At 51.3% G+C, this 24,890-nt stretch carries 27 protein-coding genes; 3 read left to right on the top strand and 24 right to left on the bottom strand.

Annotation, left to right across the window (positions count from 1 at the left end):
* Window positions 1-99 precede the first annotated feature (99 nt).
* From AC0YN0_RS05005 to AC0YN0_RS04995, 3 genes are all read right to left on the bottom strand, one after another.
* Window positions 100-1,698: an extracellular solute-binding protein gene (locus AC0YN0_RS05005; protein ID WP_475820273.1), complete on the bottom strand. Its 1,599-nt coding sequence runs from the start codon at window positions 1,696-1,698 to the stop codon at window positions 100-102.
* Window positions 1,699-1,783: 85 nt separating this feature from the next.
* On the bottom strand, window positions 1,784-2,668 hold the full coding sequence (locus AC0YN0_RS05000) for a carbohydrate ABC transporter permease (protein WP_475820272.1): 885 nt from the start codon (window positions 2,666-2,668) through the stop codon (window positions 1,784-1,786).
* Between the two features lie 32 nt (window positions 2,669-2,700).
* Entirely contained in the window at window positions 2,701-3,654 is a 954-nt protein-coding gene (locus tag AC0YN0_RS04995; RefSeq protein ID WP_475820271.1) for an ABC transporter permease, read from the bottom strand.
* Between the two features lie 255 nt (window positions 3,655-3,909).
* On the opposite strand from AC0YN0_RS04995, the gene AC0YN0_RS04990 reads away from it, so the two are divergent.
* Window positions 3,910-5,907, top strand: a complete 1,998-nt coding sequence (locus AC0YN0_RS04990) for a beta-galactosidase (RefSeq protein ID WP_475820270.1) — start codon at window positions 3,910-3,912, stop codon at window positions 5,905-5,907.
* Between the two features lie 15 nt (window positions 5,908-5,922).
* On the opposite strand, the gene AC0YN0_RS04985 is transcribed toward AC0YN0_RS04990, so the two are convergent.
* The 7 genes from AC0YN0_RS04985 to nrdI form a co-directional block, all read right to left on the bottom strand.
* The gene (locus AC0YN0_RS04985; protein ID WP_442049212.1) at window positions 5,923-6,180 is read right to left on the bottom strand and encodes a DUF2164 domain-containing protein; all 258 of its coding nucleotides are present in this window, start codon (window positions 6,178-6,180) and stop codon (window positions 5,923-5,925) included.
* Window positions 6,181-6,184: 4 nt separating this feature from the next.
* Entirely contained in the window at window positions 6,185-7,000 is an 816-nt protein-coding gene (locus AC0YN0_RS04980; protein WP_475820269.1) for a PhzF family phenazine biosynthesis protein, read from the bottom strand.
* A gap of 83 nt (window positions 7,001-7,083) precedes the next feature.
* The gene (locus AC0YN0_RS04975; protein WP_442049214.1) at window positions 7,084-7,536 is read right to left on the bottom strand and encodes a GyrI-like domain-containing protein; all 453 of its coding nucleotides are present in this window, start codon (window positions 7,534-7,536) and stop codon (window positions 7,084-7,086) included.
* Window positions 7,537-7,632: 96 nt separating this feature from the next.
* A complete protein-coding gene (locus AC0YN0_RS04970) occupies window positions 7,633-7,842 on the bottom strand; it encodes a DUF6954 family protein (protein WP_475820268.1) in 210 nt (69 codons plus the stop codon).
* 114 nt (window positions 7,843-7,956) lie between these two features.
* Window positions 7,957-8,913 carry a class 1b ribonucleoside-diphosphate reductase subunit beta gene (gene nrdF, locus AC0YN0_RS04965; protein WP_475820267.1) on the bottom strand — a complete coding sequence of 319 codons (957 nt, stop codon included), beginning with the start codon at window positions 8,911-8,913 and terminating at the stop codon, window positions 7,957-7,959.
* 45 nt (window positions 8,914-8,958) lie between these two features.
* A complete protein-coding gene (gene nrdE / locus AC0YN0_RS04960; protein WP_475820266.1) occupies window positions 8,959-11,043 on the bottom strand; it encodes a class 1b ribonucleoside-diphosphate reductase subunit alpha in 2,085 nt (694 codons plus the stop codon).
* Window positions 11,030-11,389: a class Ib ribonucleoside-diphosphate reductase assembly flavoprotein NrdI gene (gene nrdI, locus AC0YN0_RS04955; RefSeq protein WP_442049217.1), complete on the bottom strand. Its 360-nt coding sequence runs from the start codon at window positions 11,387-11,389 to the stop codon at window positions 11,030-11,032. Before nrdI ends, nrdE begins: the two co-directional genes overlap by 14 nt.
* Before the next feature lie 277 nt (window positions 11,390-11,666).
* Here nrdI and AC0YN0_RS04950 point away from each other — a divergent pair, with 277 nt between their 5' ends.
* Window positions 11,667-11,888, top strand: coding sequence for a hypothetical protein (locus AC0YN0_RS04950; protein WP_475820265.1), 222 nt, complete (start codon window positions 11,667-11,669; stop codon window positions 11,886-11,888).
* 190 nt (window positions 11,889-12,078) lie between these two features.
* Here the strand turns inward: AC0YN0_RS04950 and AC0YN0_RS04945 are convergent, their stop codons facing one another.
* Entirely contained in the window at window positions 12,079-13,098 is a 1,020-nt protein-coding gene (locus AC0YN0_RS04945) for an oxidoreductase (protein WP_475820264.1), read from the bottom strand.
* A gap of 163 nt (window positions 13,099-13,261) precedes the next feature.
* Here AC0YN0_RS04945 and AC0YN0_RS04940 point away from each other — a divergent pair, with 163 nt between their 5' ends.
* The gene (locus AC0YN0_RS04940) at window positions 13,262-13,609 is read left to right on the top strand and encodes a winged helix-turn-helix transcriptional regulator (RefSeq protein WP_475820905.1); all 348 of its coding nucleotides are present in this window, start codon (window positions 13,262-13,264) and stop codon (window positions 13,607-13,609) included.
* 70 nt (window positions 13,610-13,679) lie between these two features.
* Here the strand turns inward: AC0YN0_RS04940 and AC0YN0_RS04935 are convergent, their stop codons facing one another.
* The 13 genes from AC0YN0_RS04935 to spoVAE all read right to left on the bottom strand — a co-directional run bounded on the left by AC0YN0_RS04935 (window position 13,680) and on the right by spoVAE (window position 24,889).
* On the bottom strand, window positions 13,680-14,405 hold the full coding sequence (locus AC0YN0_RS04935) for a class I SAM-dependent DNA methyltransferase (protein ID WP_475820904.1): 726 nt from the start codon (window positions 14,403-14,405) through the stop codon (window positions 13,680-13,682).
* Between the two features lie 44 nt (window positions 14,406-14,449).
* Window positions 14,450-15,376, bottom strand: a complete 927-nt coding sequence (locus tag AC0YN0_RS04930) for a CvfB family protein (protein WP_475820263.1) — start codon at window positions 15,374-15,376, stop codon at window positions 14,450-14,452.
* Entirely contained in the window at window positions 15,373-15,720 is a 348-nt protein-coding gene (gene rsfS / locus AC0YN0_RS04925; RefSeq protein ID WP_475820262.1) for a ribosome silencing factor, read from the bottom strand. The genes AC0YN0_RS04930 and rsfS overlap by 4 nt, the downstream gene beginning before the upstream one ends.
* Window positions 15,721-15,733: 13 nt before the next feature.
* Window positions 15,734-16,297, bottom strand: coding sequence for a bis(5'-nucleosyl)-tetraphosphatase (symmetrical) YqeK (gene yqeK / locus AC0YN0_RS04920; RefSeq protein WP_475820261.1), 564 nt, complete (start codon window positions 16,295-16,297; stop codon window positions 15,734-15,736).
* Complete coding sequence (locus tag AC0YN0_RS04915) at window positions 16,287-16,877, bottom strand: nicotinate-nucleotide adenylyltransferase (RefSeq protein WP_475820260.1); 591 nt, start codon at window positions 16,875-16,877, stop codon at window positions 16,287-16,289. The genes yqeK and AC0YN0_RS04915 overlap by 11 nt, the downstream gene beginning before the upstream one ends.
* Window positions 16,878-16,925: 48 nt before the next feature.
* Window positions 16,926-17,231, bottom strand: a complete 306-nt coding sequence (yhbY, locus tag AC0YN0_RS04910) for a ribosome assembly RNA-binding protein YhbY (RefSeq protein WP_442049223.1) — start codon at window positions 17,229-17,231, stop codon at window positions 16,926-16,928.
* Between the two features lie 59 nt (window positions 17,232-17,290).
* Window positions 17,291-18,166: a shikimate dehydrogenase gene (locus AC0YN0_RS04905; protein WP_475820259.1), complete on the bottom strand. Its 876-nt coding sequence runs from the start codon at window positions 18,164-18,166 to the stop codon at window positions 17,291-17,293.
* Between the two features lie 27 nt (window positions 18,167-18,193).
* Window positions 18,194-19,342, bottom strand: coding sequence for a ribosome biogenesis GTPase YqeH (gene yqeH / locus AC0YN0_RS04900; protein WP_475820258.1), 1,149 nt, complete (start codon window positions 19,340-19,342; stop codon window positions 18,194-18,196).
* A complete protein-coding gene (locus AC0YN0_RS04895; RefSeq protein ID WP_475820257.1) occupies window positions 19,318-19,842 on the bottom strand; it encodes a YqeG family HAD IIIA-type phosphatase in 525 nt (174 codons plus the stop codon). Before AC0YN0_RS04895 ends, yqeH begins: the two co-directional genes overlap by 25 nt.
* A 109-nt stretch (window positions 19,843-19,951) precedes the next feature.
* Complete coding sequence (locus tag AC0YN0_RS04890; protein WP_475820256.1) at window positions 19,952-22,186, bottom strand: DUF4129 domain-containing transglutaminase family protein; 2,235 nt, start codon at window positions 22,184-22,186, stop codon at window positions 19,952-19,954.
* Entirely contained in the window at window positions 22,183-23,430 is a 1,248-nt protein-coding gene (locus AC0YN0_RS04885; RefSeq protein ID WP_475820255.1) for a DUF58 domain-containing protein, read from the bottom strand. Before AC0YN0_RS04885 ends, AC0YN0_RS04890 begins: the two co-directional genes overlap by 4 nt.
* Window positions 23,431-23,434: 4 nt before the next feature.
* Window positions 23,435-24,391, bottom strand: a complete 957-nt coding sequence (locus tag AC0YN0_RS04880; protein ID WP_337098472.1) for an AAA family ATPase — start codon at window positions 24,389-24,391, stop codon at window positions 23,435-23,437.
* Window positions 24,392-24,538: 147 nt separating this feature from the next.
* Window positions 24,539-24,889 (bottom strand): stage V sporulation protein AE, encoded by a 351-nt coding sequence (gene spoVAE, locus AC0YN0_RS04875; RefSeq protein WP_475820254.1) that lies wholly within the window; start codon window positions 24,887-24,889, stop codon window positions 24,539-24,541.
* Window position 24,890: the final 1 nt, after the last annotated feature.

Here is a 24,890-nt window from a genome sequence, read left to right as displayed (position 1 = left end):
TATTCTTGAAGACGAAGAAATGATTCCCAAGAACTACGGCAATAGACAGAGCCCCGGGTGCTTGCGCGCCGGACTCTGTCTAAGGGTCGATTGTTAAACCTATGATTTGCTTGCTGCGTACAACTCGTTCATTTCTTTGATCAGATCATCGCCGCCGCTCTTCTTCCACAGCTCAAGCGCAGCGCGGTAACCGGCCTCGTCGATCTGTCCTACGATGAACTTGATCCGCGCATCGTTCAAAATATTGTCAAGCTGGGCGCCCTTCTCCGTATACACCTGGGAGATGAACGGTTCTGCCGGATTGGAGACGATGTACTGCTCGTTCTCCTTCTGCAGCTCGGTTTGCTTGATGCGAAGAGGCGTCTGCTTCACCTTCTTCGCGCGATCCTCCGGAATGAACGTCAGCATTTGATTAAGGCCTTCTACCTCGGATTCCATCAACGCCGCATCCTTGCTTACGACAACCGAATCGTCCTCGATCGTATGATGTACGCCTTCCAGCCCGTATCCGAGCATCGTTTGCAATTCCGGCGCATTCAATTGCTCGATGAAAGCCAGGACGCGCTTCAGCTCCTCCTCGGTTTTTACCGCCGATTTCGGAATGGCCAGCATGCCGGCAAAACCGGAGGTCGGCAGCGTATGCAGCTCGCCCGCCGCATCCTTAACGCCGCCGAATACGTCCATGAAGTGTACGTCCGGCTGGTCCTTACCCTCCGCCGCAAGCGCGGCGTGTATCTTATCGTCGGCGCGGGCCGCGCCGTCAATGACGTCAATGATGACCCCGGCTTGGTTATTGATGATCGGGTCGGTCCATTTTGCGGAATCCATGATGGCAAAATCCTGGTTGATCAGCTTCTCGTCGTACAGCTTCTTCATAAACTTCAACGCTTCGATATACTCCGGCGTCAGATGTTCGGGCACAAGCTGTCCGTCCTTGTCGCCCCATTTGTTCGGCGCGCCGAACCACAGCTTGATGTTGTCGAAGCCGCTGGCCCAGCCGCCCGTCCACTTGACGAGCACGAGGCCGTACGTATCGTCTTGGCCGTTCTTGTCCGGGTCCTTCTCTTTATACGCTTTCAGCATATTGTAAAAGTCGTCGATCGTTTGCGGGACGGGCAGCCCTACGTTGTCGAGCCAATCTTTCCGGTAATAGACGCCGTTCCGTCCAAGCGCGCGGCCCCTGTATATGCCGTAATTTTTACCTTCGATGGAGGAATTGTTTAAGATGACCGGATTCGCCTGGCTTAAGTTGTCGTAATCCTTCAAATAACCGCCAAGCTCCCAGAACGCGCCGGATTTTGCCGCATTGACGAAGCTCGGCGATTTCACGTCGGGTACATACATGATCGTAGGCAGCTTGCCCGAAGCGAGCGTAATGTTGAACTTATCCACGTAGGAGGCGTTCGGCACCCACTCGAAATGAATGTCCGTATTCGTCCTCTTCTCCAGCTCGGCGGCTACCGGACTATCGTCCTTCGGGTAATTCGTCTTGAATATCGGAAGCATGATGTTTAACTTCAGCGGCGTCTCCGGTTTTGGGTCAGCTTCCGGCTGAACCGCATCAGGCGATGCGTTGCCCGGCGCTTCCTCCTTGTTTCCTTCACTTTGCTCCGAACACCCGATTAGCGTACCGGCGGCAAGCGCCGTCACAAGCGCGATCGATGCCCATTTGTTTGCTCTCTTTTGATTTCCTTTCATGCATGTACCTCCCTTAATTAGTTGTATTATATCGTAAAACCGTCTGCCTGCGGTTCAAGCTCGCGGCGGCAGAGGATGTAACGACCTAGCCTTTAATCGATCCGATCAGTACTCCCTTGGCAAAATGTTTTTGCAGAAACGGGTAGACGAGCAGAATCGGGACGGTTCCGACGACGATGACCGCCATCTTGATCGATTGGTCCGGCGGCTTGACGAAGTTAGGGTCCATCGCGTTGATATCGCCTGCCGCAGCCTGCGACAGCAGCACGATTTGGCGAAGAAGCACCTGCAGCGGCCATTTCATCGGATCGTTAATATAGAGCAGCGCCGCGAAAAAATCGTTCCAATGCCCTACCGCATAAAACAGCGTAAACGTCGCGAGCACCGGCTTGGACAGCGGGAGAACGATTCGCCACAGAAGTCCTAGCTCCGTGCAGCCGTCGATCTTGGCCGCTTCCTCAAGGCCCGGCGGCAGCTCTTGAAAAAAGTTTTTGACGATGATCAAGTTAAACGCGCTGATCGCTCCCGGCAGAATGAGCGCCCAATACGAATCGATCAATTGAAGCTCGCGGATGACGAGGTAGGTCGGAATCATGCCGCCACCGAACAGCATCGAGAAAACTACCAAATTCAGCACCGTATTTCGCCCCATCAGGCTGCGCCGCGCTAACGGATAAGCCATCGTAACGGTAAAAAACAGATTAACGGCCGTACCGATAACGGTGACGTACATGGAGACGCCGATGCTCTTCATAATCGTGTTGGTCGAGAAAATAAAGTTGTACGCTGCGACGGAAAACGTTTCCGGTATGAGAAATACGGCTCTCTTCGTCAGCTCTGCATCGGTTGCGAACGAACCCGAAATGACGTAGACGAACGGAAGGATTGCCGCAATGGCGAATACGCCAAGGAAAACATAATTGAACACGTCGAATGCGGTGCCTGCTGCGGATCGGTACGTTTTGGCCAAGGTCAAGCTCCTTTCCTGTTGCTCTTTATTTCTTAATAAAGACCCGATTGTCCTAAGCGCTTCGCCAAATAGTTGCTGCCAAGCACGAGTATGACGCCGACGATTGCTTTGAACAGTCCTACTGCCGTGCTGTAGCTGAATGCGCCCTGCGTAATGCCCATCGTGTACACGTAGGTATCGAACACCTCGGCCGCCTCCCGATTAAGCGGATTAAGCAGCAAGTATATTTGCTCGAAGCCGTTCTCCAGCACGTTGCCCATCCGCAGGATGAGCAGAATCACAATCGTGCTTCTAATCGACGGGAGCGTAATATGCCATATTTGCTTCCAGCGATTGGCGCCGTCCATGATCGCGGCCTCGTACTGCTCCACATCGACCGCCGCCAGCGCCGCCAGGAAAATGATCGTCCCCCAGCCGCATTCCTTCCATATCGTTTGCAAAATAATAATCGGTCGGAACCAGTCCGGACTGGCAAGAAACTCGATTTTTCGTCCCGTATAAGAGAAGATCAGCTCATTGACCGGCCCTCCCTGCGTCGTCAGGAACACGTAAGTCATGCTGGCCACGATGACCATCGATATAAAATGCGGCACGTAGATCAACGTCTGCACCGTCCGTTTGAACAGCGCGATCCGCACCTCGTTCAGCAGAATGGCCAGGATGATCGGCGCCGGAAAGAAAAAGAGAAGGTTGTACAACGATAAAACGAGCGTATTTCGCAATAACATGAAAAACTCGGGATTGGTGAAAAACAGCTCGAAATGCATCGTGCCGACCCATTCGCTTTTCCAGAAGCCGGTATAAGGCTGATAGTTTTTGAAGGCGAGCAGCACGCCCCACATCGGAACGTATTTGAAAATGAGAAAATAGAGCAATCCCGGCAGCAGCAGAATATAAAGCCACTTGTCTTTCTTGAATCGGCGCAGCATGCTCGGCCGGTATACGGGAGATGCCCGCTCTGGTACGGGTGCGGCAGCCTGCTTCATATTCGTTCACCTCCAGTTGTCATCCATCGCCTCGTCAGCGGTGTAGCCCCATTATGCAAGCCGGTTTTCATTTCCGGCAATTAGACATTCTTGAAGCTGTCGCTTACTGCCTGCTATTTTGCCTTTACCAAGAAAGTCCAAACGCGGCAAAAGTATCGTAACCGCTGTTCGAAGCAAAACAATAAAGTCCAATTGTAAGCCTTTAGTTGATTCGATAAAGTTAATCTGACTATTTGAGGAGGGATGGCGTGATTTATGAATCGAAAGCTGTATTACGGGGCTGCTTGGTACCCTGAGCTATGGGTGGAGGAATCGATTGCGCAAGATATCGCATGGATGAAGGAGTGTGGCATCAACGTCGTACGAATCGGGGAATTCGCATGGAGCAAGATGGAACCCTCGCAAGATGCTATAGACGTAACCTTCTTTGCTCAAATCATCGAGAGGCTGCATAACAACGGGATAGACACCGTTATGTGTACGCCAACGGCAACGCCTCCGATTTGGCTGTCGCACGGCCACCCGGAGCGCTTGCATGTGAATGAGCGCGGCGAAGTGATGGGTCATGGCTCAAGGCAGCATTTTTGCACGAATAACCGCTATTTTCGGACGCGAAGCGCCTTGATTACCAAGCATATCGCACAAACGTTAAGCCATTTGCCCGGTCTAATCGGTTGGCAGCTCGACAACGAGTTTAAAGCTCATGTAGCGGAATGTTACTGCGATGGCTGCCTATCTTTATGGCATCAATGGCTGGAAGAACGGTATGGACATATCGGGCGATTAAATGAATCTTGGGGGACGGAGATTTGGAGCCAGCGCTACGAATCCTTTAGCCAAGTACCGCAGCCGGCACTTACACCTTTCCTCCATAACGCATCGCTCAAGACGATGTACCAGCTGTTTTCTATGGAGAAAATCGCGGAATTCGCATCTGAGCAAGCCGTTATTATTAGAAGCTTCTCTACCGCCCCAATAACGCACAATAGCAGCATCGCTTTTCACGTCGACAACGAGAAGCTGTTCCGTGGGCTCGACTTTGCCGCTTACGATACGTATGCTTCCGCCAGCAACTACGCGGCTTACCTAATCAATTGCGACTTGTGGAGAACGGTAAAGCGAGGAACCCCGTTCTGGATTATGGAGACGAGCCCTTCGTATAGCGGCTCGCTCGAGAACAGCTCCATTCCTCACCCAGACGGATATGTGAGAGCGGAAGCCGTCGCTGCATACGCTTTAGGTGCGGGAGGATTCTGCTATTGGCACTGGCGGCAGCACCGGATGGGCTGCGAGCAGCCGCATGGCTCCGTCTTAAGCGCATGGGGAAAACCGACGATCGGCTTTAAAAACGTGGTGGAGGCTTCGTTAGCCAAAGAGGAGCTTCAGCCATTGCTGCTCGCAACCGTTCCGATGCAAGCTGAAGCAGCCATTACCTATTCGGACACGGCGAAAGCTTTCATACGTACGGAGCCGATGCGCAAGCTGAATTACCGCGGTTTGGTTACCGACTATTACTCCCGCTTGCTTGAGATGGGGGTTCATCGCGATCTTATTATGGAAGGTGCGGAGCTGGACGGGTACAAGCTGCTGCTTACGCCATTTCTGCCATCCCTATCGCCTGCATTCCTTGAGCGTGCACTTGCCTTCGTCAAGAACGGCGGCATATGGATTGCCGGTCCGCTTACCGGCGGGAGGACAGAGGAGCATACGATTCATACGGATGCGGCGCTTGGACAGCTGGAGAAGCTCGCAGGCGTGGAAACCGTATATACCTTTCCAATGGACGGGACGGCGACGATCGGACAGGCGTTCGGTCTCTCTGCTTCGCTCGGCATGTGGAGCGCCCTCTTCGAACCTCGTGAGCCGAACGCGAAATCGATAGGAAAGATTCGGCATGGCGCTGCGACGGGGCTTTCGTTCATTACCGAAAGGGCAATCGGTGAAGGCAAGCTTGTACTGCTCGGCTCGATGCCAGCGGGAGAAGACGGGGATGACATGCTGAAGAGGCTAATAAACAACTATGCCTGCGAGGCAGGCCTTACGCTCAGGACGGATGTGACGCCCGGCACTGTCGTTGCGCCAAGGCAAGGCAACGGTTATCGCTTGTGGGTTATCGTCAATATGAACGGCGCCGGCGGCTCGGTTACGCTTCCGCAAGGCGGCATCGATGCTTTGACGCAAACGGGTGTAGCTGCCGGCCCTTTAACCGTCGGCAGCTACGAATATCGTATCATACGTTTTCAAGAGCGTTAATGACAATCCCAGCTACTAGCTTCTCTTTGTCATAGTCGGCTTCTCAAGCGCATACAGCTCGTCCTCGAGGGTCTGCATCTTCTCGAGTACGGCCTTGCGAGCGTCGTTAATTGCTCCGTTATAAACGTATGGAGCCAGCTCCTTCAGCATCATATCCAGCAGCTGTTCGGCGGCGATCGCACCGATCGTCTCCGAACGCTCCAGCTCAAAAAATTGCTGGATGTTGCCGATCATTTGTTCCATGTGCTCTCTTGGCAGCTTTATGATTTGCATGTATTCATCCCTCCAACTGTCCGTTTAATACCGTAACCGCTTGACCCGACAAATAAACCCGGTCACCGCTCGGCTTCACTCGCACGATACCGCCTCGCTCCGATACCTGATAGCCCGCCAGCTCGTCTTTCTTAAGACGCTTCGCCCAGTATGGAGCCAGCGCGCAATGCGCCGATCCGGTTACCGGATCTTCGTTAACCCCAACTGCCGGAAAGAAAGCTCGCGACACGAAGTCATAATCCTTGCCGACATCCGCATCAGCCCGGCTTGTCACAATGACGCCTCTTGCTTGCAAACTCGCTATCATTGCAAAATCCGGTTTCAATGTCCGCACGGTCTCCTCGGTATCCACCTCAACGAAATAATCCATGCGGTTTCGTCCTGCAAATCTCGGGATAAGACCAAGCGCCTGAATCAGCTCCTCCGGCACTTCCTCCGCCGCCGGAGGCTCTGACGGAAAGTCCATCGCGATCCATTCTCCTTCGCGTCTGGCTGTCAATAAACCGCTTTTCGTCTGAAAGCGCGCCTCTGCATCTCCAGCGAGCCGTCCCGTCTGCCAAAGCTGATGCGCTGCGGCAAGCGTAGCGTGACCGCATAGGTCAACTTCCGCTTTCGGCGTGAACCAGCGTAGCCCATAATCCCTTTGCCCCGCAGTCGGAGCGACTACAAACGCTGTCTCCGATAAGTTCATCTCGGCTGCCACGAGCTGCATCCAGCTTTCATCTCTTTCTTGATCCAGCAAGCACACCGCTGCCGGATTTCCTCTGAACGGTTCATTCGTAAATGCGTCAACAATATACAGCTCTATTCCTTCACTCATTTTATTGTCTCCTTCCTTGCCGCCGTCAGGCAACAAAAAAAGCTTGCCACTTTGCGCCGCAAGCCCCATTTATTATAGTTATGTTAGCCTTTAAGCGGGATAAGCAGCTCAACAGGCTCTTCCTCTACATGATGTTCATCGATATAGAACAGCTCAAGCGCCACTGCATGGTTATGTTTCTCTAAGCGCATCTCGTTCATCCACGTATTAAGCTGCTCATACCCTTCCCCGATTCGCTTGTTGGAGCAGCCTGCCATTGCGTATCGCATAGCCGGAATCGTGATCTGGACCATACCAGGCGGGAGCTCTTCCATATGCGAAACCTCATAGCATGCCCAATACGTTACGAATACTTCGTTACCGTAGTACGGGCTGTAGAGCACCGGCGACTTGGACGCGCCGTACAATTCATGTTTCCTTGCTAGAAATTCCGTCTGCAAGCGAATCGCTTCGTCGGGAAATTGCGAGTAAGGACCGCTATAGCTGATTCCAACCAAATTGAGTGCAGGCTTCGAGATGATTGAGCAGTTTTCCACGCGATTTCCTCCTTAGATTCCATCAGGACTTGTACGCAAGGATGAGCTTTCTCTGCCCATAGTGTAACACGTATTCCCTTTATAAGGGTAGTCATTTTAACTTTTCGCTCCGCGCGATCTTAGCCTGCGAAGTATCATTGCAAAAACGGCCGTTATGGCTATATACACGGCAACCACGATTAAGAACGTCGTTCGCCTCTCCTCGGGCGTACCGTCGGCCAGCAATACCGGACCTAGCCCAAAAAAAGTAACTAGCCCGTATAGCACGACAAAAAACGCAATAATTATCGCTTTTAGCATCATCATCCCGCCTTCCTCTACTAGAGATTATCCCTACGCCTCACAATCTATGCGGACAAGTCCAAAAACAAAGAGAGCACCCGGCCGCAATGGCCTGATGCTCTCTTATCTTGCATGTATTTAGAAATTAAACACGAAGTCGTCGTCGTTAAGCGGCTCGACATGGATCGTACGAACATAGCCGTTGCCTTTTTTGGAGAAAAAGTCATGCTGCTTCGTATGCGTGCTAATTCCGTTGAACACGATCGGGTTGACCGGCTCTTCTGGGAAATATGGCTCAAAGCCCAGGTTCATAAGCGCTTTGTTGGCATTGTAGCGAACGTACGTATTCACTTCATCCTGCAGCCCTAGCGGACTGTACAGATGGTTCGTGTATTCAACTTCGTTCTCGTACAGCTCAACTAGAAGCGCAATTAGTTCCGTGTGCAGTTGCTTCTGCTCTTCTATGCTGAACGTTTGGTATAGCTCTTGTGCAAGTACGCCTACGTACAAGCCGTGGATACTCTCGTCGCGGAGGATCAAGTCGATGATCTCGCCGCTGCTCGTCATTTTGCCTTGACCAGCGAGGTACAACGGATAGAAGAATCCGCTATAGAACAAGTAGCTTTCCAAAAATACAGATGCGGCCATTGCTTTGTACAGCTCTTTCGGGCCTGTAATGTTGGAGTACCACGAAGCGATCAGATTCGCTTTTTTCTGAAGCTGTTCATTCGATTCCACCCACTTGAAGATCCCGTCGATCTCCTCGTTGGATGCCAGCGTTGTGAAGATGCTGCTGTATGACTTTGCATGAATTTGCTCCATCATCGACATGAACGACAGCACCGCTTTGCGCTGCAAGCCTTCCACATGCTCAAGAATCTTCGGCATGCCTACGCCGCCTTGAATCGTATCGAGCAAGGTCAGACCGCCGAGCACATTCTTATACAACAAGCGCTCGTCGTCCGACATGTCCATCCAGTCCATTTTATCATCCGATAACGGAATTTCTTCGTCCGTCCAAAATTGCATTACATTTTGCTGCCAGAACGTCAGCGTAAAATCGTCGTCCGGGCGGTTCCAGTTTACTGCTTTCATTAGGTGAGCTCCTTCTTTGCTACGTAAGCAACGATATAATGGGTCTTATACGGCGCAGCTTGTGCATTCCTCAACGGAAAGACGCTTCGTTCTCGTATAGTAGAGCGATTTGAGCCCCTTCTGCGCAGCATATACATAGAAGCGCGCCAGCTCACGAGTAGTTACGTTGCTGTTAACATGCAGGACAGTCGAAATACCTTGGTCGACGTGCTGTCCGATTTCGGCAATCAGGTCAATCAGCTTGAACTGATCGATATTGTAAGCCGATTTGTAGTAGAAGTAGTTCTCCTGCGCCAAATAAGGCATTGGATAATACGTAGTCGAGTTCGCATACGTACGCGTCTCGATATGCTCAACGATCGGCATAACGCTCGAAGTCGCGTTTTGAATATACGAGATACTTTGCGTAGGAGCAATTGCAAGGCGGTAAGCATGGAACAAACCAAACTTTTGTACTTGATCCTTAAGCGCTGCCCAGTCTTGCGGCGACGGGATTTCCATACCATCGAACAGTTCCGCTACACGCGCTGTCTTCGGACGGAAGTCGTTCTCGATATAACGCGTGAAGTAAGTGCCCTTCGCATATTCCGAACGTTCGAAGTCTTTGAAAGTCGTGCTGCGTTCCTTCGCGATCAGCATGCTTTGCTCGATCGAGTAGTAGTTCATCATCATGAAGAACACGCCGGCGAAGTCTTTCGCTTCTTCGCTCTCGTAAGCAATTTTGTTTTTCGCCAAGTAGCCGTTCAGGTTCATGGCTCCGAGACCGACAGAGTGCAGCTCTTCGTTCGCTTTGCGTACGCCTGGCGCATTGTCGATTTTGGACAAGTCGCTTACCGTCGTCAACGCTTCGATGCCCACATGAACCGATTCCTTCAGCTTCTTGCGTTCCATTACGTTCACAATATTGAGAGATGCCAGGTTGCAGCTAATGTCGCGCTGAATGACATCGTCATAGCCGTAGTCGTTGATTTCCGAAGTCTCTTGCAGCTGGAAAATTTCCGTGCAAAGATTGGACATTTTGATCGAACCGATATCCTTCAAAGCGTGGATTTTGTTCGCGTTCGACTTGTTCATGATGTATGGGTAACCCGATTCAAGCTGAATCGAAGCAATTTTCGTCAACATGTCGCGTGCGTTCATTACGGTTTTTTTCGTTACTTTGTCATTCGCAAGAAGCTCTTCATACATCTCGTCCATATCGAGATCGTCCAGGTGCTTGCCGTACGCTTTTTGTACGGAATGCGGTCCGAATACGACTAGCGGTCTGTTGGTAGCTGCAAGCTCGTAGAACTTGTTCGGTATAATAAGGCCGATCGACAACGTTTTGATCCGTGTTTTCTCGTCGGCGTTAATTTTTTTGCAATCGAGGAATTCGATAACGTCCCAGCCGAAAATATTATAGTAACCGGCGCCGGAGCCTTTGCGTTGGCCCATTTGGTCCGCGTAAGAGAAAGCATCCTCCATCAGCTTAAGCACAGGCATAATGCCTTTCGCTGCGCCCTCTACGCCTTTGATCGGTTCGCCGCGTCCGCGCAGCTTCGATAGGTTGACGGCAACGCCGCCGCCGATTTTGGAGAGCTGCATACAAGTGCCAAGCACGTAGTTGATCGAGTTAAGCGAGTCGTCCATTTCCAGCAGGAAGCAGGAAACCATTTCGCCGCGGCGGCTCTTGCCCGCGTTCAGGAACGTCGGCGTTGCCGGCTGCAGGCGCTGCTCGATCATCGCTTCAGCGATGCGAAGCGCTCGGGCTGCGTCGCCTTCGCCAAGGTGCAGAGCTACGATCGCTACACGATCGGAGTATTGCTCCAAGTATTGCGCTTTGTTGTTCGTCTTCATCGCGTAGTCCTTGTAGAACTTCGATGCTGCCATGTACGATTGGAATTCGAAGCCGCTGCTTGCTGTCAGCGTAAATACGGCCTCCACCTGATCGTATGTATATTTGTCGAACACATTGTCGTAATAGTCGTTCTCGATTAAATAGTCCAGCTTATGACGAAGCGAATCAAACTTCACGCTCTTCTCTTCTACCTCCGCCATAAAAGCGGCTACTGCCTCTTTATCCTTCTCGAGCTGATAGAAACCGTCTGCGCCGCGTTGCATCAATTCGTTGTTCAATTCAATATGCTTCAATAGTTCGCACCCTTTCGACAAAATGCTCAGTATCTTGACTCGTACCGGATAATTCAAATTTCAATATAACGGGTACATCGTACATCTGTGAAATCGTGTCCGCGCTCTTAGCGAAGCCCGCGCCCCAATTTCGATTGCCGCTCGCCGAGACACCGCGAAGGTGCTCGAAGTTGCGTTTTAAGAAAGAAGATACCTTCTCGGGCACTTGTCCAAATCCTGTCGTATACGTGACGAGAACAAAGGGCTCTTCTACCGGTTTTTCCTCATCAATTGGCATTGCCCGCATATTCAATTTGTTAATAAATCGCTTGACATTGCCTGTTTTTGAATCATATACGACTAGCATTGCGACTCGCTCCCTACTAGAATTTTAGCAATCAAAAAGCGCTCTCTGACTGCGGTTTCGTCAGATGCGCTTAATCAAGATTTGCTAATGCTCGTCCTTTGAAGGCACCTATATACATCAATATGTAGTTGATGTTCTTGATTTTACATCAAGATATAGGTTGAGTCAATGCAAAATATGGAGAAACTATTAATCTCTATTTTTAAGGCACTCGACTATTTTAACAGATGCGGATATGATGGGATAGTGACATTTTATAGTTATTTTGGAGGTCAATATGGACGAATCAAGAGAACCCGCGCCACTACGCGATTGTGTGTCTGCATTATTCCGGGATGCCGGTTACGAGGTGCCTGAATTGCTCGCTTATATAGACAATTTGGAACGCGAAAATGAAAAATTAAAGCTCGAAAATCGCAAATTGAAAGCCGACGCCGTCCGCCGCTCGCCATCGGCGCAAGGGATGAACAGCCGGCTAAAGGATGCTCTTCGGGAGTAAATAACCTCGTCCAAGAGGTATGAATCGTTCAATATGTAGTGCTCCTATATCCTTCTCGTTCCACGGACAGCATTCGACAAGAAACTACGACCCTCACCTTAGATGTTGTGTTGCCCCTATGAGAATCATCGCAAACAAAAATCCCGGCCGCATGACCGGGATTCCCATTATAATCTTTCCAACTTGTGTTTCAGTAAGCTCTCTTGTACTGTTCGGGCAATTCCGGTTTACGGCCGACGGCCTGAAGCGCATGAGTCGCCCAATACGGGTCCCTTAGCATGCCCCTTGCTACGGCGATCAGATCGGCGTCTCCGCTTTCGATCGCGGCATCCGCAACAATCGGGTCTTCGAGTTGGCCGACAGCAATGACGGGCACGGAGAGCGCCTCTCTGTACGCTTTGGCCAGAGGCAGTTGATAACCTGGGAAGTTGCCAGGCTTCCTCTCGCCGATCGGCCCGTCGCCTCCCGATGAGACATGAAATACGTCTACGCCGGCAGCCAAGTAATCTTGGGAAACCGCAATGCTGTGATCCAGCTCGTATCCCCCGTTCATGTACTCAACGGCGGAGATGCGCATGATGAGCGGCATATCGGAAGGCATTACGCTCTTGACCGCGCGAATGACCTCGACGCCGAATAGGGACAACTGCTTGCCATATTCATCGGTGCGATTGTTGATGCCCGGCGAATGAAATTGATGGATCAGGTAACCGTGCGCCCCGTGCAGCTCGATCGTATCGACACCCGCAGCTACCGCCCGGCGAGCCGCCTCGCGGAACTTCACGACCATTTCCTTCACTTCGCCTGTGGTCAATGCACGCGGCTTCTTCGATTTGGAATCGTACGGCAGTTCGGATGGACCGACTGGCACTTCTGCATCAAGCGCCTTGCGCCCTGCATGAGCAATTTGGATGCCGATCTTGCTGCCATGGCTATGAACGCCATCGATGATTCGTTTGAATGCCGGTATTTGCTCATCCGACCATAAGCCAAGATCTTGATCCGTAATCCGGCCATCCGGCTCGACATCGGTCATCTCCATAAGGATCAAGCCCGTACCGCCGACTGCCCGCGATAAGTAATGAACATAATGCCAGTCATTCGGCTTGCCATCTTTCTCCGTAACGGAATATTGGCACATCGGCGCCATAACGATCGAATTGTTAAGCTGCAAGCCTTTGATCGAGAAAGGAACATTTAAGTAAGACATGAGTCACATCTCCTTTAGTGAGGTTCAAAAATGATTTCTGCTGTTAGTGTAACCCTAATACTTCCCGAAATGAAGTAGTGATATTTTATTCACATAGTTTCCCGAAAGTTATTATTGTATTATACTTGAAACAACCGTACACAAAAAAAACGAGGTGACACCGCTGAACAGTCAAAACATCGAACCGCTGACCCTTGTCAAAAGCGATCATAACCAGCCTTGTCCTATCGTCAAAGCCATCGAGGTCATCGGATCCAAATGGACTTTCCTCATCATTCGCGATTTGCTCATTGACCATACGCTTCGTTTCAGCGATTTGCTGAAATCACTTGACGGCATCAGTCCTAAGACGCTGTCGCTGCGGCTCAAGGAGTTAGAAGAGCAAGGGCTGGTCAGCCGAACCGTCTATCCCGAAGTCCCCCCGCGCGTGGAGTATACCATTACGGATAAGGGAAAACAGTTAGAGTCCATCTTCATCGAGCTTAAACGATTCGGTTTGACCTTATGTTAAAGAAAAAGGGATCGCCCCATGATGTCGCCGTGACGACACATCGTTGCAATCCCTCTGCACTATTCAAGTTTTATGATTTCACTGCCGCGAAGAAGAGCCGTTCAGACTCGCTGCTCGCAGGCTGAAGCTGGAAGTCGGCGTAACGATCCACGGTCTTAAAGCCCGCTCGGCGAAGAGCAGCCTCGATCCAGTCCGGCTCGTACGCGCGCTGCACATGCGTTTCCTCGAACCGATTGAACCGCGAATCCGAATCGCGCGCGAAGATCGTCAAGTTATGCTCGATCTCGCATCGCTTCTCCTCGAAGTCGCATGTCCATATGTAAGCCACGTCCCGCTCGTCCAACACGAACGGCTGCTCCTCCGCATAACGAATGAATTGCTTCGGCGGATGAACATCGAACAAGAAGACGCCTCCTGGACGCAGCCCAGCGTAAGTGGCACGGAACGCTTTCTCAACGTCGCTCTCTTCCGTCAAGTAGTTCAAGCAATCGCAGAACGATATGACCGCGTCCACGGGCTCCGGAAGCTCCCAGCCGCGCATATCCTGTTGAAGCCACCGAATCGTTCCCGCACGCGGCCTAACGGCCTGCTGGGGAGTCTCATCCCACTTGCTGCGCGCAATGGAGAGCATATCCGCGGATAAGTCTATGCCGTAGACGTGGAACCCCGATCTAGCCAGCGGAATCGATAAGCTGCCAGTTCCGCAGCCAAGATCGACAACCGTCGACGGCATTCCGTAGCGTACCCAGCTCGCTCTAGCGAATCCGAGCCATTCCGCATACGGCATGTCCTCCATCAATTGATCGTATACGGTAGCGAACTGCCCGTACGAACGCGCCACTAGCCTTCATCTCCTTCTGCTACATCGGAAGCAGGTGAAGCTTCAGCTGTTGGCACGAGATAGGTCCAGCTTCCCTTCTGCGTTACTAAGCCTTCACGCATTAGCTTGCCGATCGCGCGCTTGAACGCCCCTTTGCTGATGCCGAACTTCAGCTTAATAATATCGGCTTCCGTCTCATCCGAGTACGGCATGCCGCCGTTCGGACGTTCCTTCATGAACGCGAGTATCCGGTCCGCATCCTCTAGACGCCCAATCTCCTTGCGCTGAGCCATTGACAGATTCACCCGTCCATCCTCGCGAATGAAGGTCACGCGCGCTCTCACGCGCTCGCCAAGTCGAAGCGGCTTCGTCCGCTCCGAACTAGGTATAAGCCCATAGGCGCCGAAACCAATGACGCCGCCGTCCACGATGACGAAGGAGCCAAGCTGCAGCGTCTTGGACACCCAGCCCTCTACCCATTGATTATTCCATGTCGCCGGAGCCGGGAATACAAGCTTGGACAATTCTTCCTCGTATGCGATCTTCGCAACAAGTCTTCCGATCTTGTCATGCTTCATAACGACAAATACTTCATCGCCCGGCAGCGGCCGGTAGTCAATACTCTCCGGCAGCTCGGACAATGGCAACAACAATTGTCTGCCAAGGCCCATCTCCAGGAAGCAGCCCAGCTTCGGATGTACATCGGCGACCTTTAGACGAGCCAACTCGCCCAACAACATGTAGGGGCGCTTCATCGTTGCGGCTAGCCGATCCTCGGAATCATAATAGATGAAAGCATCGATCTCATCGTCAAGCTTCGGCTTCTTGCCTACGAGCTCGGTGTAATGGAGCAGCACATCGTCTTCTCCGTTAGTTAGAAAATAACCGTAGGGCGACACTTCGCGTGCCACCCTTAATTTTTCAATCGTCCCGGCTGTTAGGGTCATGCAAATTCCACAACCTTCGCATCGGACCATAACCGCTCGATATTATAGTACTCGCGCTCATCGCGATGGAATACGTGTACGACAACGTCGCCAAGGTCAATCAAAACCCATCTCGCCGAATCGGCACCTTCAATACCACGCACACGCACGCCGTTTTTCTCGGCTTGTTTGCGAATTTCCGTTGTGATCGCTTGCACCTGCGTATCGGAATTGCCGCTGCATATTACAAAATAATCGGCAACTAACGAAATTTCCTTCAAGTTCAAAGCAACGATTCTAACCGCCTTTTTGTCTTCTGCAGCCGCAACCGTAATTTGAAGCAACTCATCTGAATGTACCGCCATTGCTCAGCCTCCTTTAAATATATGATTCCAATAATGCGTTTCTCGCTTCAATCGTTAGCGGAAAGATGCGCCTGTTCTTCTGAAGCAGGAAGGAGATCGTTGAGTCGAAGCCTGCAACTAATGCTTTGTCGAGGTCCTGCTCGCTTAGCTCGCGTATTTTATCCACGCCCGGGAAGTCCCTTCCCGGTTCCATATAATCAGCAAGACATACGACCTTATCCATCTTCGTCATGCCTCTGCGTCCCGATGTATGATAGCGAATCGCGTCCAACACTTCCACATCGTCGATGCCATATTCATGCTCTGCAACCCATGCGCCCACCGGGGCATGCCACAGCTCTTTGTCATAGGCCAATAAAATAGAAGGCAGCCCCCGCTCGCGGATGACCGTCTCCATCCGATCCGTCGCCCAATATTTGGCGACATCATGCAAAATGGCGGCAAGCTCGGCTCGTACCGGATCTTCGCCGAAGCGGTTCGCCAATATAATCGATGTCTCCATGACGCCGACCGTATGCAGCCATCTACGTTCAGGCATTTGAGCGCGGACCGACTCAATCATCTGCTCACGATTCATATAAGCCGTGCCTCCTTATATAGTCGTACACCGTATCCGGCACCATATATTGGATCGATTGTCCAGCGCTTAGCCGATTGCGTATATCTGTAGAAGATATACCGATCGGCGGCATTTCGACGATTGTCAGCCTTTGCTTCAAGAAGGACGGCAGCTGATCGAACTGAACCTTTTCGCTCGGCCGCTCCAGCCCAATGAACGTCACGAGCTCTGCCAGCTCCTCGATCCGATACCATTTGCACAAATCGTTAATTCGATCTGAGCCGATAATATAAGAGAAGGAATGACCGGGATATCGACTCATTAGATCGCTGACCGTATCAAAGGAGTAGCTTACTCCTCCGCGCATAAGCTCAATATCGAGCACGCGGAATGAATCATTCGTCGCAACTGCGGCTTCGACCATCCCGTAGCGATGCTCGCTGCTCACACCGGGCTCATTGGCCTTGAGCGGAGGCATATAGGAAGGAATGAACCACACTTCCGTAAGTCCGCATTGCTCGCGAGCCTTCTCCGCAGCAAGCAAGTGGCCGGTATGAATCGGATCGAACGTGCCGCCCATTATTCCGATCTTGCTCACGAGAGCGACCTCCTTGCATAGGTTTACTTTGTATTGCGCTTATGCGATTTATTTCGAAGTCGCTCTAGGAAGCTCGATTTGTTTGTTGTCCTTCGACTCTTTGTATAGCACGATCGTTTTGCCGATCACTTGCACAAGCTCTGCCCCTGACGCTTGCGCGATCTCGGCGCCGATTTCCTTCGGATCGTCCAGACAGTTGTTCAAGACAGATACTTTAATTAGCTCGCGAAACTCAATCGCTTCTACAATATGGCGAACGAGGTGATCGTTTGTACCGCCCTTCCCCACTTGGAAGATTGGCGTCAAGTGATGAGCCAATGATCTTAAATACCTTTTTTGTTTACCTGTAAGCATCTATTATTTCCTTCTTTCATTCATCTATATCGTATTGGATAAAACAAACTTCTACTATCTTAAGCTTGACCGAGCAGCGCATCCATAACAACTTCGCGCATCGCTGCGGTCGGTGCAGGCTTTCCTGTCCAATATTCAAAAGCGTACGCTCCTTGATATATGAACATGCCCAGCCCGCCGTGTATGATACAGCCCCGCTCCTCTGCTTCTTGCAGCAGCTTTGTCTTCAGCGGATTGTATACAATATCGCTTACAACCGTACCTTCCTTAAGCCATGAAGCATCAAGAGGGCTTGCGTCCGTGTTCGGATACATACCGATCATCGTCGTATTAATGACAATGTCCGCATCCTCGCACGCATCCTTCAAGCTCTCCAGCGGCAAGGCGGCAATATCGGCGCGGCTGCTGAACGTTTCGGCGAGTTCGGCTGCCTTAGAGACCGATCGATTGACAATCGTCATTCGTTCTGGCTTCTCGCCGGACAGCGCATAGACGAGACCGCGCGCGGCTCCGCCTGCGCCAATCACGACGATTCGTTTGCCTTCAAGCGTGCTGACCGCTTCTTCCTTCAATGAACGTACATAACCAATCCCGTCCGTATTATAACCAATCAATCGGCCGTTATTATTAACGATCGTATTAACGGCGCCAAGCGTTCTTGCGCCGTCGTCAATCTCGTCCAATAATTCCATTACGTCAAGCTTATGCGGAATCGTCACATTCACCCCGCGAATGCCCATCGCTCTTACGCCGGCGATAAAACCGCTCAACTGATCGTTCGTTACATGAAAAGCCATATAAGCGCCGTTGATCCCCGTCTCGCGAAAAGCCCGATTCATCATAATCGGCGATTTCGAGTGATGAATCGGATCTCCAATTACGCCGTATAGCGTCGTATGGCTGTTTATCCGGTTGCCCTCTCCTGCAATCGTCAACGCCGTTCCCTCCTTCGTCGCTTTTCCCTAGATCATCGAATCGCGCAGCATGACTTTAACGCCCTTCGGCGCATAGAGATCAAGCAGCGCTCCATTAGTCCCGTTCACTTGAATCCAGCCTAGGCCGGAAATGAATAGGTCTTTATTCGAACCCCGAGGCACACGAAGCGAATGTCTTGTCCACGCTGGAATCTCCTCCAGCTCCTCACGCGTAGGACCGCCAAGCAGCTCGCCGCGATGATCCTCATAGAGCGCGTCAGCCCTCTCCAGCTTCGTACGATGTACATTCAAAGCGTTCGATATATACAGCGTAAACGACTGGCGTTCACCTTCGACAAAATCGAACCGCACAAGGCTGCCGATAAACAGCGATTGCCCCGAATTCAATTGGTACACGAGCGGTTTGATCGGCTTGTCCGGCAGCAAGGATCCTAGGAAGCTGCGAGGCACTACCTCGGTCATCCGAGTCGAGTATACAATTCCTGGCGTATCAATAATCGATTTGCCGTCATCAAGCGGAATATGCACAGCATCGAGCGTTGTCCCCGGATAACGGGAAGTTGTAAGCTCTCGCTCCATATCGCTGTAATCGCGAATAAGCCTATTGATCAAGGTCGACTTGCCTACATTCGTCGCTCCGACAACGTAGACATCACGATCCCCGCGATAGCGGTCAAGCGCATCGATGACATGCTCGAAGCCCATGTTGCGCTTCGCGCTGCATAACACTACATCGACCGTACGCAGACCTTCAGCCTTTGCTTGCTTCTGCACCCAGTTGCGTAGGCGGTTCACGTTCATTGCTTTCGGCAGCAGGTCGATCTTGTTAACGACGAGCAATACCGGATTGTTGCCTACAAACCGCTGCAAGCCAGAAATTAAGCTGCCCTCGAAGTCATACAGATCGACGATATGCACGACAAGACTATCCGTCGAACCGATACTGCTGAGCAGTCGAAGGAAGTCGTCTTGATCAACGGCTACAGACGATGCTTCATTATAATTGCGGATGCGGAAGCATCGCTGGCATATTACTGGATCTCTAAGCAAGGCTGATTCCGGCAAAAATCCAGGCAAGTCCGAGCGCTCCGATTGCAGTTGGACGCCGCAGCCTGCACAAGACCTTGCAGTCTCGCTATGTTGTTGTTCGTTCACTTTGTATCCCCCTCGTACCATAACCCTTTTTTGCGCAGTTGTCTGAGCGCAATCCGTTCCATTAATCGGTTGACTCGCGTCATAATCCCTTCGTCGGAAGGCGAAATAGCCGCGACCAATATGGTGAATAGTCCCATGCGGTTGCCGCCAAGCACATCCGTCATCATCTGATCGCCGATTACGACCGTCTCATCAGCGGGCAGCTCCAGAACGCCGAGCGCTCTGCGAAACGCTTTCGCAGCGGGCTTACGCGCCGCATGGATAAACTTAATTTGCAACGGCGTTGCAAACTTTCCAACCCGCGATTCATTATTATTAGAAACAATAACTACTTTAAAGCCGCGTGAGCGCACATAGTCCAGCCATGCGACAAGCTCTGGCGTCGCCAAAGCTTCCTTTGCGCCGACGAGCGTATTATCCAAATCCGTAATGATGCCGCGTATACCCTGCGCGTGCAGCACATCTAAGTCAATATCATAGACCGTATTGACGCGCATGTTCGGCAACAGCCGTTCAAACATATATTCAATCCCTCTGCTTTCTGCCTGCTATCTTACGAAACTATACCATACAATACAAATTTGTTGCAAAAAAAACCGCCGCCGAATTGCGTCGGCAAGCGGTATTATGTCATTTAAGCTGATCAATAAGCGATTTCACCTTGTTCACGAAACGTTCGACCTCATCATTCGATGCTAGCGTCGTGCTGTATTTGGCTTGCTCGAAGCCGTCCAGAACGAATCTGAAGTCGTCGCGCAGCCGTTTCTGGCTCTGCGACCATCTCAGCACCGCTTCGCGCATCGTTTCGTGCTCCTCGCGTTCCATGCCCCGCTTCTTGCATATCCGAAGCAGCTTATGCGTCTCTAGCACAATACGGTCATTCGACGTGAATGCCCCATGACGAACCTTCCTCCATGCACCCATCAAACGATCGCGGCGAACAATCATCCACACTGCCGCTGCCACGACGATCAATGAAATCGAGCTCCATAGCCATGCAGGGTGAATGCCGTTGTTATCCGCATTCGTAACCGTCTCGTTGCCGGAATCGTCGATGTTAATATCGGGCAACGCTTCGACTTCTTCCTCGGGAAGCGTGTAGGGGAACGAGAACCCGGCCGTTGCTTCGAATGGAATCCAGCCATAACCTTCAAAATAAATTTCGACCCAAGAATGCGCATCCGAGTTGCGTACCGTGTAAGTACCCGAACCGTTCGGATTTACATCCTCCCCCATCATTTCCTCAGGAGGACCGCCAAATGCGCTGGCCGGCAGCGAACCCGGCGAGAAACCTTTTACCCATCGTGTAGGCAAACCGAGACTTCGTGACAGCACCGCCATCGCGGAAGAGAAGTAATCGCAGTAACCTTCCTTAATCTCGAATAGGAACGTATCGACGAAGTCATTGCTCTTGCCCGTTGCCTTAGATAGATCAGGCTTATTATTATAATTGAAGTTAAGCCTTAAATATTCAACGAGTAACTTCGCTTTATCATAATCGTTCGTTGCCGATTGGGTCACTTCCTGAGCTAGATCTCGCACGCGTTGAGGTACCGTGTCAGGCAACTGCAAATATACTGAATTCCGGTTCGTATCGCTCCATCCGGCGCTTGCCCCCCTTAGAGCTTCTTCATCCAGAACCGTCACTTGGGAGGTGACAGAATACGTTTCCGGATATTCTACCTCACCCCAGTGGAGCTCCCAAGAGCTGGTTAACCATTCAAGACCGCGAGGGAATGTCGTCTCTTCGCTGCCTACCCAGTTGATCTTATTAATGGGAGCGGCTGCGAACAATACCGGATATACGTCTTCGCGCACCATCGTGACGATCTGGTTAACCTCTGTCGTCTCTGCGAGAGGACGCTCGTCCCGAAGAGGAAGCTCCTGCTTGCGAAAAATATCACCTACTCGCGAATCGTCTTCAGCCTCACCCGTTGAGATCCAACCTTCCCCTGTATAGGCGGATTTGGTTTCCCCCCGCCAATAGCTTCGATGCGAGGTTGAAACAGTCATCATCGGCGAATAGTCGAAGTCGAATCCGCCGCCTAACTGCTCGTCATTTCGACTATAACCCGAGCTCGAATTACCTTTGCCGAACGGAGAAACCGCCTCAAGGCCTTTCTCGCCGAGAAATACTTGAACGGTCTCTCCTTTCGATTCCTTCCAAATCGTATACGGATCTTGAAGAATGGGAGACAATGACGGCATGTTCAGCCCTACGGTCATAAGCACCGCAAGAACAAGCGCAATCGGCAATATTAATTGAAGCGGATATTCGATCAACTCGCTCCAACTGCTCGGATGCTCCTTCTGCAGGCGATGCAAATGACCTGCTACAAGCCACAATAGTCCTACAAATACGACTATGCCAACTTCTTCCCACAACCAAATCGGTGTGAAGGAATCAGCGACCGTTAATGTCATTATCGTTACGCCAAGAAATGCGAACATGCGCGTGCGTGTCGTTACCCACAAACCGAAGAGCAGCTGGATAAGTAATAATGCTCCGCTAATCCAGATGAATGGATGCAGCTGAACCGCATGTGCTTGCGCCCACCAGAGCCAGTCCCCGAAGTTCTCAGGCTTGGCGATCAGCCATTCCATTGGCGTGAATCGCACAGTAATTATAAGAGCTGCTGCAATCTGCAGCACTAGCTTAATAATATGGAAGCGATAAGGAATAATAATGCCGACAATCGCGCTAGCCAGCAGCGTTCCTCTAGCTATGGTATACGTTTCTTCCCACCAGAAGCCCTCAAATATCGAAATCGTCTGCCACACCATTAAGGTAACGAATAACAAAGTCAGTTTCCTGTACCAATGGTCTGCAAGCCCAGCTCCGATTGCTCGGAATAGTCTTCTCATGCAATTCCGCCTCCTTCCAACACGCCCGGAAGCTCCTGCAATTGACGGATGGAGTATACCTGCCAGCCCTTCTCGCCCATTACTCGCTTCCAAGCCGTATTATGGCTGAGCAAGTCCACCGAGGAAGAAATATGAAGCAAACAAGGAGTAACCCCTTTGCGCGCGAGCCATTCCATGCTTTTCACTACATCTGGGCCGGTATCAGGCGTGATGACGACCGCGAAGCTGCCCGGCTCAATAGCTTGATCGGCCATCATAAGCGAGGTGTAGAGCGAATACGTCGCGTCAGCATCCACGAATGTAAGATGACGCATCAACATATTCCGCTGCTCCATACCTGACTTAGGCGGCACCATGGTGATGCTCGCTCCGATGGACAATAAGCCCATCGCCGTATCCTCCTTCAGGCCGTTCTCCAGCAACGAAGCGGCAGTAGAGACAGCGAGCTCGAAACGATCAGGAAGTTCTCCGCCATATGCACCCGGACTTCGATCAAGGACGACAAGCGTACGCGGCAGCGATTCGCGCTCGAAGGCTTTCGACTTCCATTGTCCCGTCTTCGCTGTAGCATTCCAATGCACGCGAGAAAGCCGATCACCGTACAGATACTCGCGAACACCGTTAATTTGCGTTGTCTCCTTCGCCGAACGAGAGGCGATCGCATGGGAGTAAGGTCCGCGTATGCCGCGCTGCACGCCCTGCCAGCGCCGCAGCTGAACCGTCTGCGGGAGCACCGTGAACACCGTCTCCGAGCCGAAACGCCCCGCATGCTCGAATAACCCAAAGACGTCATAGGTCAAACATTCCGTACCTGCGAAACGATATTCTCCCCGCTGAAGCGGCGGCGTCTGATAAGCAACTTTTCCAACTCGCTTCCAATTCGGGACAAATGACGTTTCGAACGAAAGCGCTTGACCGTTATGGCGATGCAGTCGATCCCTCACGATTACATAGGGCAACGGGTAGATGCCGGGAATTTTTACATTCAGGCTAACCTCAAGCGAACTGCCGGCAGCAAGCGATTGATCCATAGCAACTGTGCCTTGGCTTGCGTAAGCTCTGCTGCCGTCGACCCGATTAATACCGCTCCATTTGCCTAAGAGCAAATAAAGCAGCAGCAAATTAAGAATGACAAAAAGCATAAATGCGGTTTTGCCGCCTTGAAACAAAAAATAAAAAAGGCTGACGGTATAAATAACGGTCACTAACTGCCAACGCCTCTTCGAGGTTCTCGCGCTTGACATCGGCTTAACGCTCTAGCCGGACCGGCACTTTCGTAGTCTGCAGCACCTGTGATATAACGTCCTCCGGACGAAGACCGTTCATCCGCGATTCCGTGCGAAGCAATATTCGATGGGCCAGCACATAAGGAGCAAGCTCCTTCACATCGTCAGGCGTAACGAATTGTCTTTGCTTCATATAGGCGCTTGCTTTAGCCGCTCTCGCCAAGGCGATAGCCGCGCGCGGGCTAGCTCCTAACATGACGCTAGCATTCTCCCGCGTACTACGAATGAGTTGAACTAAATAATTGCCGACTGCATCGTCAATATGAACGCTCATCGCTTGCTTCTGAATCCGGATCATATCCTCCATGCTAATCAATTGCTCTACACGATCGGAAGGGTGAACGCCTTCTGCGGATAACACCATCCGCTGTTCATCCTCCTGATTCGGGTAACCGAGGGAGAGCTTCATCATGAATCGGTCAAGCTGCGCTTCCGGCAGCGAATACGTCCCTTCGAACTCGATCGGATTTTGTGTAGCCAGCAGCACGAATGGCTGAGGCAGCTCATAAGTATCGCCGTCAACTGTAACATGACCTTCCTCCATCGCTTCAAGCAAGGCGGATTGGGTTTTGGTCGTTGCCCTATTTATTTCATCCGCGAGCAAAATATTCGCCATGACGGGACCTGGGCGGAATATAAACGCTTCTTGCTTCGGATGATAGATGGAAACGCCTGTTATATCGGTTGGCAGCAGATCGGGGTTGCATTGAATTCTGCGAAACTGACCGCCGATTGTTTTTGCTAACGCTTTCACTAATTGCGTCTTGCCTGTACCAGGTACATCTTCCAGTAATACGTGTCCGCTAGCTATAACGGCTATGAGCAATCTCTCAATCTCGTCGTGTTTTCCCAGGATACAAGATTCTAAGCTACGTAATATCGAAGAGCATAATTGCATGTCAGCAGGACGAATATCCATTTCATTACCTCCCGGAAAGTTACAAGTATGAATATAGCACTAGTACTATTTTACAGTAATTCCTTTAGAAAGCACAAATTTTTTCACTCCAAAAAAAATTGGAGAATCCCACAGGACTCTCCAATTTACATATATCGTGTGCAAATGTTACCCTTTTGGCCTAACGACAAGCGACGCAAGAAATGAAAATATTATCGCTGCGGATACACCAGCGCTTGTAACCTTGAATATGCCGGAAATGACGCCGATCCAGCCTTGATCATGAAGCTCTGTCAATGCGCCATGCACGAGCGCATTGCCGAAGCTCGTAATAGGAACGGTTGCGCCTGCCCCCGCGAATGCTATAAGCGGCTCGTACAAGTCGAATCCGTCCACGACCGCTCCGATTACGACCAATGTCGCCATCGTATGCGCCGGCGTAAGCTTGAACACATCAAACATAATTTGGCCAACAACACAAATTGCTCCGCCGACTAAGAATGCCCACAAAAAAATCATA

The organism is Paenibacillus sp. J22P218 (assembly GCF_056269195.1).
This window is presented reverse-complemented; position numbering and strand designations above follow the sequence as displayed.

Excerpts from the sequence above, each read along its gene's own strand:
- AC0YN0_RS05005 (WP_475820273.1), bottom strand. The coding sequence starts at position 1,698 with ATGAAAGGAAATCAAAAGAGAGCAAACAAATGGGCATCGATCGCGCTT.
- AC0YN0_RS04995 (WP_475820271.1), bottom strand. The coding sequence starts at position 3,654 with ATGAAGCAGGCTGCCGCACCCGTACCAGAGCGGGCATCTCCCGTATAC.
- AC0YN0_RS04990 (WP_475820270.1), top strand. The coding sequence starts at position 3,910 with ATGAATCGAAAGCTGTATTACGGGGCTGCTTGGTACCCTGAGCTATGG.
- AC0YN0_RS04985 (WP_442049212.1), bottom strand. The coding sequence starts at position 6,180 with ATGCAAATCATAAAGCTGCCAAGAGAGCACATGGAACAAATGATCGGC.
- AC0YN0_RS04980 (WP_475820269.1), bottom strand. The coding sequence starts at position 7,000 with ATGAGTGAAGGAATAGAGCTGTATATTGTTGACGCATTTACGAATGAA.
- AC0YN0_RS04970 (WP_475820268.1), bottom strand. The coding sequence starts at position 7,842 with ATGATGATGCTAAAAGCGATAATTATTGCGTTTTTTGTCGTGCTATAC.
- nrdF (WP_475820267.1), bottom strand. The coding sequence starts at position 8,913 with ATGAAAGCAGTAAACTGGAACCGCCCGGACGACGATTTTACGCTGACG.
- nrdI (WP_442049217.1), bottom strand. The coding sequence starts at position 11,389 with ATGCTAGTCGTATATGATTCAAAAACAGGCAATGTCAAGCGATTTATT.
- AC0YN0_RS04950 (WP_475820265.1), top strand. The coding sequence starts at position 11,667 with ATGGACGAATCAAGAGAACCCGCGCCACTACGCGATTGTGTGTCTGCA.
- AC0YN0_RS04945 (WP_475820264.1), bottom strand. The coding sequence starts at position 13,098 with ATGTCTTACTTAAATGTTCCTTTCTCGATCAAAGGCTTGCAGCTTAAC.
- AC0YN0_RS04935 (WP_475820904.1), bottom strand. The coding sequence starts at position 14,405 with ATGGAGGACATGCCGTATGCGGAATGGCTCGGATTCGCTAGAGCGAGC.
- AC0YN0_RS04930 (WP_475820263.1), bottom strand. The coding sequence starts at position 15,376 with ATGACCCTAACAGCCGGGACGATTGAAAAATTAAGGGTGGCACGCGAA.
- rsfS (WP_475820262.1), bottom strand. The coding sequence starts at position 15,720 with ATGGCGGTACATTCAGATGAGTTGCTTCAAATTACGGTTGCGGCTGCA.
- yqeK (WP_475820261.1), bottom strand. The coding sequence starts at position 16,297 with ATGAATCGTGAGCAGATGATTGAGTCGGTCCGCGCTCAAATGCCTGAA.
- yhbY (WP_442049223.1), bottom strand. The coding sequence starts at position 17,231 with ATGCTTACAGGTAAACAAAAAAGGTATTTAAGATCATTGGCTCATCAC.
- yqeH (WP_475820258.1), bottom strand. The coding sequence starts at position 19,342 with ATGGTACGAGGGGGATACAAAGTGAACGAACAACAACATAGCGAGACT.
- AC0YN0_RS04895 (WP_475820257.1), bottom strand. The coding sequence starts at position 19,842 with ATGTTTGAACGGCTGTTGCCGAACATGCGCGTCAATACGGTCTATGAT.
- AC0YN0_RS04890 (WP_475820256.1), bottom strand. The coding sequence starts at position 22,186 with ATGAGAAGACTATTCCGAGCAATCGGAGCTGGGCTTGCAGACCATTGG.
- AC0YN0_RS04885 (WP_475820255.1), bottom strand. The coding sequence starts at position 23,430 with ATGTCAAGCGCGAGAACCTCGAAGAGGCGTTGGCAGTTAGTGACCGTT.
- AC0YN0_RS04880 (WP_337098472.1), bottom strand. The coding sequence starts at position 24,391 with ATGGATATTCGTCCTGCTGACATGCAATTATGCTCTTCGATATTACGT.
- spoVAE (WP_475820254.1), bottom strand. The coding sequence starts at position 24,889 with ATGATTTTTTTGTGGGCATTCTTAGTCGGCGGAGCAATTTGTGTTGTT.